The sequence below is a fragment of the Actinomycetota bacterium genome, assembly GCA_035540895.1.
In the GTDB taxonomy this organism is placed as follows: domain Bacteria; phylum Actinomycetota; class JAICYB01; order JAICYB01; family JAICYB01; genus DATLFR01.
The window spans coordinates 1-8,994 of record DATLFR010000060.1; the positions used below are offsets into that span (position 1 = coordinate 1).

The 8,994-nt window shown below is 69.7% G+C and carries 8 protein-coding genes, 1 tRNA gene and 2 rRNA genes; 4 read left to right on the top strand and 7 right to left on the bottom strand.

All coding sequences use genetic code 11. The features are described from left to right. From mltG to alaS, 3 genes are all read right to left on the bottom strand, one after another. Window positions 1-812, bottom strand: an 812-nt coding sequence (gene mltG / locus VM840_03290) for an endolytic transglycosylase MltG (GenBank protein ID HVL80602.1), incomplete at its 3' end; no start/stop codon positions are given. Then, complete coding sequence (gene ruvX, locus VM840_03295; protein HVL80603.1) at window positions 809-1,378, bottom strand: Holliday junction resolvase RuvX; 570 nt, start codon at window positions 1,376-1,378, stop codon at window positions 809-811. The genes mltG and ruvX, both read right to left, overlap by 4 nt. Then, the gene (alaS, locus tag VM840_03300) at window positions 1,378-3,996 is read right to left on the bottom strand and encodes an alanine--tRNA ligase (GenBank protein HVL80604.1); all 2,619 of its coding nucleotides are present in this window, start codon (window positions 3,994-3,996) and stop codon (window positions 1,378-1,380) included. The genes ruvX and alaS overlap by 1 nt, the downstream gene beginning before the upstream one ends. Window positions 3,997-4,176: 180 nt before the next feature. Between alaS and VM840_03305 the strand changes: the two genes are divergently transcribed. Genes VM840_03305 through VM840_03315 form a run of 3 tightly spaced genes read left to right on the top strand, consistent with a single transcriptional unit; the run spans window position 4,177 to window position 6,259 of the window. Continuing rightward, window positions 4,177-5,493 carry an MFS transporter gene (locus tag VM840_03305; GenBank protein ID HVL80605.1) on the top strand — a complete coding sequence of 439 codons (1,317 nt, stop codon included), beginning with the start codon at window positions 4,177-4,179 and terminating at the stop codon, window positions 5,491-5,493. Between the two features lie 11 nt (window positions 5,494-5,504). Further along, window positions 5,505-5,885: a hotdog domain-containing protein gene (locus tag VM840_03310; protein ID HVL80606.1), complete on the top strand. Its 381-nt coding sequence runs from the start codon at window positions 5,505-5,507 to the stop codon at window positions 5,883-5,885. Beyond that, complete coding sequence (locus VM840_03315; GenBank protein HVL80607.1) at window positions 5,882-6,259, top strand: metallopeptidase family protein; 378 nt, start codon at window positions 5,882-5,884, stop codon at window positions 6,257-6,259. Before VM840_03310 ends, VM840_03315 begins: the two co-directional genes overlap by 4 nt. Window position 6,260: 1 nt before the next feature. On the opposite strand, the gene VM840_03320 is transcribed toward VM840_03315, so the two are convergent. Next, a complete protein-coding gene (locus tag VM840_03320; GenBank protein HVL80608.1) occupies window positions 6,261-7,919 on the bottom strand; it encodes an acetolactate synthase in 1,659 nt (552 codons plus the stop codon). A 76-nt stretch (window positions 7,920-7,995) separates the two neighbouring features. On the opposite strand from VM840_03320, the gene VM840_03325 reads away from it, so the two are divergent. Beyond that, window positions 7,996-8,072, top strand: a tRNA-Ile gene (locus VM840_03325). Between the two features lie 27 nt (window positions 8,073-8,099). Here VM840_03325 and VM840_03330 read toward each other — a convergent pair. The 3 genes from VM840_03330 to VM840_03340 all read right to left on the bottom strand — a co-directional run. Next, window positions 8,100-8,480 (bottom strand): hypothetical protein, encoded by a 381-nt coding sequence (locus tag VM840_03330; protein HVL80609.1) that lies wholly within the window; start codon window positions 8,478-8,480, stop codon window positions 8,100-8,102. Between the two features lie 82 nt (window positions 8,481-8,562). Then, window positions 8,563-8,679 (bottom strand): 5S ribosomal RNA (gene rrf / locus VM840_03335). A gap of 69 nt (window positions 8,680-8,748) precedes the next feature. After that, window positions 8,749-8,994, bottom strand: a 23S ribosomal RNA gene (locus VM840_03340); the annotation flags it as partial.

Sequence of the window (8,994 nt, forward strand, 5' to 3'; positions counted from 1 at the left end):
TCGTTCAGGTACGTGTTGTACGGCGACTCACGCTGGAGGTCGCGTCTCGTGGGGATCTTGTGCCGGGGCGCGTCGTAGAGCGCCGTGATGTCGATCTGGAGGCGCATCCCCTTCCGCAGGCGGTTGTAGATGACCGCGGAGACCATGGCCCGGTCCTCGTCCAGCTTCGCCTCCCGCTCGATCAGGGAGGCGAGCGTGACCGCCTCGTACTTCGTGAGCCCGGCCGCTTCCGCCCGGGTCCAGTCCAGGTCCGCGGCGTGCGCTTCGAACTGGTCGACCATGCGCCGGACCAGCTGCTCCGCCGTGTCGTGCTCGGAGAGGGAGTAGGTCTCCGGGAACAGGAACCCTTCCAGGCTCTCCACGCCCTGCGGCTGGATGGAAGCGCGGATACGTCCCGAGGTGGCCACCTCCAGGAAGGCCTCCTCGGTGATGTGGGTCCGCTCGCCCACCCGTCTCGCGATCTGCGCGACCGTGTACCCCTCCGGGATGGTGATGCTGGAGAGCCGGTCCCTGGGTCCGGAGGCGAGTGCGTCGAGCGCGGCCTGGACACCGAGCCCCTTCCGCAGCTCGTACCGCCCGGCGCGGATCGTGCCGTCGAGCCCTCGCAGCCTCGACATGAGGCGGAACCCGGCCGTCGAGCCGATCACCTCGTTCTCGACGAGCAGCTCCGCGATCTGGACGGTGCTGGCGCCCGCGGGGACGGTGACCTCAACGGACTCGCCCGGGTCCGGACGGCGGGTGAGTGCGTAGGCGGTGGCGGCTACGGCGAGCGCGGTCAGTACCGTAAGGACGGCGGCGGTCTTGCGGATCATCCGTCGAGCTGGTCCCGCTGCTCCCGCCAGTCCGGACGCTCCCGCCTCCGCAGCGACGGCCGTCCCGCTCCCCCCTTGCGCTCGCGAGCGCGCCGGGGTGCCTCCACCACGAGCTCGGGGAGGACGACGTCGTCTACGTCCGGCGCCGCTCCATTGACGCGCGCATCGAGGTAGGACCGCAGGATCATCGCGGCCGCCACCTTGTCCACCGTCTCCCGCTGCTGTCGCGCGGAGACGCCCGCCTCCCGCATGCCGCGCGAAGCCTCGACGGTGGAGAGCCGCTCGTCCCACATCGCGACCGGCGACCCCCAGCGCTCCTCCAGCGAGCGGGCGAACGACCGGGCCGCCTCGGCCGCCACACCGGTCGAGCCGTCCATCTTCAGTGGGAGCCCGACCACGATCTCGTCCGCCTCCAGCCGACGAGCCACCCCGAGGACCGACTCGACCAGGCTCGATCCCTTCTTGCGCTTCAGGACGTCGAGGGGCTGCGCCGTGCGTCCGAGGGCGTCGGAGACGGCGAGCCCCACCCGGGTACCGCCGTAATCCACGCAGAGGACCCTCGGCATCAGCCGAGCGCCCCCTGGGCCGACTCCCGCGCCTGGGCGAGCGCGCGGTCGAGCCCGTCCGGCTGGCCGCCCCCGCCCATGGCGAGGTCGGGCTTCCCGCCCGCCCGACCGCCGATCGCCGCGGCCGCCGACTGGAGGATCACCCTCATGTCCACGCCTTCTTCGACGAGGCTGCGGTGCGCCGCGCCGACGAGGTTGGCCTTGCCGTTCCCGGCCGTCCCGAGGATGACGATCGATCGGTCCAGACGGTCGCGCAGCGCGATGGCGAGCTCCCGGAGCGCCCCGACGTCGTCGCTGCGCCGGGAGACGAGGAGCCGCCCCCGTCCTATGTCGGACACGGATGGAACCAGCTCGTCCACGGCCGCCCCGATGCGGTCCTTCTGCTGACGGTCCAGCGCGCGCTGCAGGTCCTTCTGCGTGGACAGGAGCCGCTCCACCCCGGACGCGAGCTCGTCGGGCGCGACGCGCGCCATCTCGGCCGCGCGCTCCGCCTCGCGCAGCCGCGTGTTGACCCACCGGAGCCCCTCGACCCCCGTGAGCGCCTCCACCCGTCGGACGTTCGAGCCGATGCTGCCCTCGCCCAGGATCTTGATCAGTCCGATGCGGCCCGTCTCAGCGACGTGCGTGCCGCCGCAGAGCTCGCGGGAGTAGTCCCCCACCTCGACCACCCGGACCGTGTCCCCGTACTTCTCCTCGAAGAAGGCGAGGGCGCCGAGCTCCTCGACGGCCTCTCGGAAACCCGTCTCGAAGGCGCGGACCCGGTCGTCGTGTTCGACCTTGGTGTTGACGTGCTCCTCCAGCTCGTCGAGCAGGTCGCGCGACAGGCCCGTGAAGTGGGAGAAGTCGAACCGGAGGCGACCGGGTTCGACGAGGGAGCCCATCTGGCGGACGTGGGTGCCCAGCGTGTCACGGAGCTGGTGATGGACGATGTGGGTCGCCGTATGGGCCTGCTCGGCTCCCGCTCGGGCGTGGAGGTCGACGACGGCGGTGACCCCGGCGCCGACCGAGATCTCGCCGGTCTCCACCTGCACGCGGTGCAGGATGATCCCGCCTCGCTTGCGCGTGTCCAGGACCTGGGCTCGCCCCGCAGGGCTCTGCAGCCACCCGCGGTCGCCGATTTGTCCACCCCCTTCGGGGTAGAACGGCGTGCGGTCCAGGACGACGTCCGCCTCGGCTCCCGCCTGCAGGACCGGCACGGCCTCCGTGCCCGCCAACACGGCGAGCACCTCGCCCTCGGCCTGCAGGGACGTGTACCCGAGGAAGGCCGTGTCCGGCACCTGCAGCCCGACGCGCTCGGACTCCCCCGCCTTCTGCTGATGGGCCGCCCGGGACCGGTCCCTCTGGACCGTCATCTGCTCCTTGAACGCCTCCAGATCCACGGACAGCCCGGCGTCCTGCGCCACCTCCTGGGTGATCTCGAGGGGGAAGCCGTAGGTGTCGTAGAGGCGGAACGCGACCTCGCCGGACAGGACGGTCCCACCGGACGAGTTGATCTCGTCCTGCAGCAGACCGAGACCGGCCTCCAGCGTGCGCCCGAACCGCTCCTCCTCCTGCGCGACCACCCTCAGGACGGCCTCCCGGTTGCGGACGAGCTCCGGGTAGACGTCCCCGAACTCCTCGATCACCACATCGCAGAGGGGCACGAGCAGGGCGTCGGTGACCCCGACCTGCCGCGCCTTCGTGACGGAGCGGCGGAGGATGCGCCGCAGGACGTACCCACGGCCTTCGTTGGACGGCATCACACCGTCGGCTATCAGGAAGGTGACGGCCCGGGAGTGGTCGGCGAGGATGCGCAACAGCCGCGTCTCGGCGGGCCCGGCGTCGCGTCGGGCTCCCGTGATCTCCTCGGCCCGAGCGATGATCGGGGTGAAGACGTCGGTGTCGTAGTTCGTCGGGACGTCCTGGAGGATGGTCAGCATCCGTTCGAACCCCATCCCGGTGTCGATGCCCTTGCGTTCCAGATCGCCCACGATGTTCAGGTCGTCGTCCTGGACGAACTGCATGAAGACGAGGTTGTAGAACTCGCGGTAGCGGTTCTCGTCGCCCCCGTCGGGACCCGTGGGGTGCTCGTCTCCGAAGGCCGGCCCCCGGTCGTAGAACAGCTCAGAGCATGGACCGCACGGCCCCGCCCCGCCCATGTCCCAGAAGTTGTCCTTGCGTCCGAACCGAACGATCCGGGACGAGGGCACCCCCACCTCCCTCTCCCAGATCTGGGCCGCCTCGTCGTCGTCGGTGTAGACGGACACCCAGATCCGGTCGGGATCGAGCCCGAACGGACCCGTGCAGAGGTCCCACGCGAACCGGCACGCCTCGGACTTGAAGTAGTCGCCGATCGAGAAGTTCCCGAGCATCTCGAAGAAGGTGTGATGGGCGGGAGAGGTGCCGACCTCCTCTAGATCGTTGTGCTTCCCGCCCGCCCGGAGGCACTTCTGGGCGGTCGTGATCCGCGGGTAGGGAGACTGCAACTGCCCGAGGAAGTAGGGCGCGAACTGGACCATCCCCGCCACCGTGAACATCACGGTCGCGTCGGACGGGATCAAGGAGGAGGAGGGCAGCACCTTGTGCCCCTGCTCCTCGAAGAACCGCAGGAACGTCTGACGGGCGTCCTTCGCGCGCATGCGCCCAAGGATATCGGCTGACGATGCTGCTAACGGTAGGTCCTGCGCGGGGGTGTCCGCCGCGCGAGACTGTACCGGCCCCCGACCAGGAGCCCCCTCGTGACCGCGACCCCCCGAGACGATCGACGCCCGCCCGCGTGGCAAGGACCCGGTGACGGCCGGGGTGCCGAGCGCGCGCCGGTGGAGGTGCCTGAGGAGGCGTGGCCTTCGCCGTTGGAGGAGGCGTCGCTGAGCGCGTTCTTCGCCCGCCTGCTCCCGGCTCTGCGGGCCTTCCGGTACCCGCACTACCGGATCCTATGGGTCTCGGGCGTCCTGTCCAGCGTGGGGAACTGGATGCAGACGGCCGCATACGGGGTACTCGTACTCGGCCTCACAGGCAGCCCGCTGCTGACGGCCCTGATCCCGGCGTCACAGCAGTTCCTGATGGGTCCCCTGGGACCCGTGGGCGGCCTCCTGGCGGACCGGTTCAACCGCCGGAACCTGCTGATCGTCACGCAGTCGGCGTTCGCGATCTCGGCGGCGGGGATAGCCGTGCTCATCCTGATGGGAGACCCTCGGCCGGCCCCGCTGCTCGCCATCTCCCTGGCCACGGGCGTGTTCATGGCCGTCAACTTCCCGGCCTACCAGGCGTTCTTCCCTCGCCTGATACCACCCGGGGAGATGCCGAACGCGGTGGCGATGAACTCCGTGTCGTTCAACGTCGCGAGGATCGTCGGGCCATCCATCGGTGCCGTGATCCTGCGCATCTGGGGGCCGGGACCGGTCTTCCTCGTCAACGCGGCGACCTTCGTCCTGTTCGCGGTCGCTCTCATGTTCATCCCGTCCCGGACGGGAGCGATCCCGGCCGCCCACCGCGACGCGGTCGGCTCCATCGGCGACGGTTGGCGGTACGTGAGGCGTGACCCGACCACGCGGACCCTCATCATGGGGATCGGGTTGATCAGCCTGTTCGCCCTGCCGGTCATCTGGCTCTCCCCGCTGATGGCGGACCGCATCTTCGGCTCCCCGCGCGACACCGGGTTCATCCTGTCCGCCATGGGAGGCGGGGCCATCTTCGGGGCGCTCCTCGCCGGCTCCCTGGGAGCGGACCGGCGTCCCCACATCGGGACGGTCTCCTACTTCCTGCTGGCACTGAGCCTCGGGGGGTTCGCCTTCGCAACCGTGCCCGCGCTCTCGCTGGCGCTGATCGCGCTGTTCGGCGCCTCCTACATGGGCGCGGCCGTGGTGATCAACTCGCTCGTCCAGCTCGTCACCCCGGACAGGATCAGGGGACGGGTGATGAGCCTGTACATGATGGCTTGGGTGGGACTGCTCCCCTACGGAGCGATCCTGGCGGGAGGGCTGGCCGAGTGGGTCGGCGGCGACCTAGGGGCCCCGCTGGCGCTCGCGGTCGGCGCAGGCCTCTGTCTCCTCTTCGCGATCCGCCTCGCGGTTCGGGGAGACTGGATCCCGCGGAACCCGGAGGCGGCGGACGGACCCGGCCCGGCGTCGGACTGAAGGAGCGTGCGATGGAGGTTGGATCGACCGGACGCGCGTCCCTGCAGGTGGATCAGGGGGACACGGCGGTCACCTTCGGCTCCGGCGATGTGGACGTCCTCGCCACGCCTCGGCTCGTAGCCCTCTGCGAGGAGGCGGCGGTGGCGGCCGTGGCCGGACACCTCGAAGCGAACAGGACCACGGTGGGTACGCGCATCACGCTCGACCACCTCGCTCCAACCCCGGTCGGTGGGAGCGTGGAGGCCACCGCGACCCTCGAGCGCGTGGACGGTCGCACCCTGGAGTTCTCCATCCGCGCGACCGACGCCCAGGGTGCGATCGCGACCGGTTCGCACGTGCGTGTGGTGGTCGACCGCCAGCGGTTCGAGGACGCCGCGGCGTCCCGCCGATGATCGGCGTATCCCACGAGGAGTTCGAGGTCCTGGTCGCAGAGGCGCTCGACTCGCTACCGGAGCCCTTCGCGTCGCACCTCGACAACGTGGAGGTGGTGGTCGCGGACGAGCCGTCGTCGGAGGAGCTCGAGGAGGCCGGCGTCGAGCCGGGTGCGTCGCTGTTCGGGCTCTACCAGGGGATACCGCAGACGGAGCGCGGGGCCGGGTACACGTTCGTGATGCCGGACAAGATAACCATCTACCGGCTCCCCATCGTGGCCGCATGCGGCGACCGCGACGAGGTGCGCGATGAGGTGGCCGTGACCGTCGTCCACGAGATAGCCCACCACTTCGGGATATCCGACGAGCGGCTCGAGGAGCTCGGGTGGGCGTGAGTCAGGCCAGGTTGGACGAACGCGGGTAGGCGACGGAGGGGTCGGTCAGGACGTTGATCAGGTAGGGCACGCCGGACTCGAACGCCCGGTCCAGCGCATCCGGGAGCTCCGACGCCTTCTCGACCGTCTCCCCCGCTCCCCCGAGCGCCTTCACCACAGCGTCGTAGGCGGTCTCCTGTCTGAGGTCGGCGGCGACGTCGTACCCGTACAGCATCTGCATGGGGTGCTTCTCCAGCCCCCAGATCCCGTTGTTGCCGACGATGGCCACGACCGGGAGCCGATGCCGGACGAGGGTGTCGAAGTCGAGTCCGCTGAAACCGAACGCGCCGTCGCCCAGCAGCAGGACCACCTGCCTGTCGGGATGGACGATGCGGGCGGCGGCGGCGTAACCGAGCCCCGTCCCGAGGCAGCCGTACGGACCCGGGTCGAGCCAGCATCCCGGGGTGTAGCTCTCGACCAGCTTCCCGGCGTACGAGACGAAGTCTCCCCCGTCGCAGATCACGACGGCGTCCCTGTCCAGCTTCGAGGACAGGATCCCGTAGACCCGCGCGGGGTGGATCGGGTGGGAGTCTCCCTCCAACTCGTCGCGCTCGCCCGCCCGCTTCGTCTGCTCGGCCCCCCGCAGCTTCTCTATCCACGCCTCCGGGTCGCTCCGGCGGGTCGCCGCGTCGGCTATGGCGGTGAGCGCGGAGTTCAAATCACCCGCGACGGAGGCAGCAGGCGAGGCATGACCGCCGAGCACGGACGGCGAGTCCTGGATGTGGACGACGCGCGCCCGCCCGAAATGGCCGAACCCGAGCCTGAAGTCGAGCGGGGTACCCACGACCACGACGAGGTCGGCCTCCCGGAAGGCGACCGAGCGGGCCCTAGAGAAGACGAGCTCGTGGTCGGCGGGCATGCATCCCCTGCCCATCCCGTTGAGCACGACGGGGATCCGGAGCTCCTGGGCGAGGTTGGCGAGCGCCTGCCAGGCTCCATCCCACCAGACGTCGGAGCCACCCACCAGGACCGGTCGTTCGGCGTCCGAGAGAAGCCTCGCCGCCGCCAGGACCTGGTCCGATCCCGGGGCAGGAGCACGCACCTCACGCGAGAGGCGGACGCCGCCGTCCTCGAGCAGCTCACGCCAGGCATGTCCCTGAGCCTCGCCCGAGGGTTCTGCCGGGAGGAAGAACGAGTCGAGGGGGAAATCGAGGAAGACAGGCCCGCGGTGAGGGGTCAAGGCCTCAGTCACGGCATCGTGGACGGCGCCCGCGGCGGCAGCCGGATCGAAGACGGTCTCTGCGCGCTTCGTGATGGACCGCACGAGCGGCAGGTGGTCCATCTCCTGCAGGCTCCCCGAGCCCCAGCGACCCTGAGGCGCACGACCGCCGAGGACGAGCACCGGGCTCCCGTTGAAGTGGGCCGAGGTGATCGGGCTGATCGCGTTCGTAACGCCCGGACCCGCCGTCACCGCGGCCACGCCGATGCCTCGCGTGAGCTTCGCGTGCCCCTCCGCGGCGAAGGTGGCCGTCTGCTCGTGACGGACATCTAGGAGTCGTATCTCGCGCTGCACGCACCCGTCGTACAAGGGGAAGATGTGGCCGCCCGAGAGCGTGTAGACGACATCGACCCCATGAGCTCGCAGCGCCGCAGCCGCCTGGTGCCCTCCGTTGGCCTCCATGATCCTCCCTCGCGCTCGCCCGACGAGCATCGTACAAGGGAGCCTGGATGGGCCCGACGTGGCATCCTTTGGGCCGGGGCCCGTAGCTCAGTCGGTCAGAGCAGTCGACTCATAATCGATCGGTCGCAGGTTCAAGTCCTGCCGGGCCCACCATCCGTCCGGGCGGCGGATGAGGCCTGCTCAGGGGATGCGGATGACGATGTCGTTCGCCGGTGACCCTGCGCAGGCCTTGGGGGCCGCCGAGACGTGGACGTCGGCCGCCCATGCGCCCGCTCTCGTTAGAGGCGTGTCTCCGGGGCTGTCCGCACCCTTCGTCCGTGCTCCGTGGATCCGGAGCCCGTCCGGAGATGCGTCCACGGCTAGGTAGGAGGCGCCCGTGCGCTGGTGCACGACTAGCCGGTTGCCGGCGTGCGCGCCTGCGGAGACCTGCTGCCCTGCCACGACCGGGGTCTGGTGCTCCTGGACGCCCGGGTCGGAAGAGTCTGGACACCCGGCCGCGGGCCCGGCCGAACCCAGCACGCAGAGGACAGACACCAAGGTCGCCGGCAGGATCCTTCTCATGACCCCTATTCTTCGACGCGGGCCGCTTCAGTCCTTCTGGACATGCAGAAGCGGCCCCCGGAGGGACCGCTTCGCAAGAAAAACCCGGCACCGACCTACTCTCCCACCACCGTTGGATGGCAGTACCATCGGCGCTGGAGGGCTTAACTTCCGGGTTCGGAATGGGACCGGGTGTGACCCCTCCGCCATGGGCACCGGGAAACCTATTCAGTTGTGTGAGGGAGCGTTGTCCGAAGCTCGGACAACCTCATAGTGAGCGCAGGCATCTTCAACCAAGCCCTCGGCCTATTAGTACCGGTCGGCTCAACGCATCGCTGCGCTTCCACCTCCGGCCTATCAACCCTGTGGTCTAGCAGGGGGCCTTACCCGGTTGACCCGGTGGGAGACCTCATCTTGGAGTCGGCTTCGCACTTAGATGCTTTCAGCGCTTATCCGATCCGCACATAGCTAACCAGCCGTGCCGCTGGCGCGACAACTGGCACACCAGAGGTGCGTCCGCCCCGGTCCTCTCGTA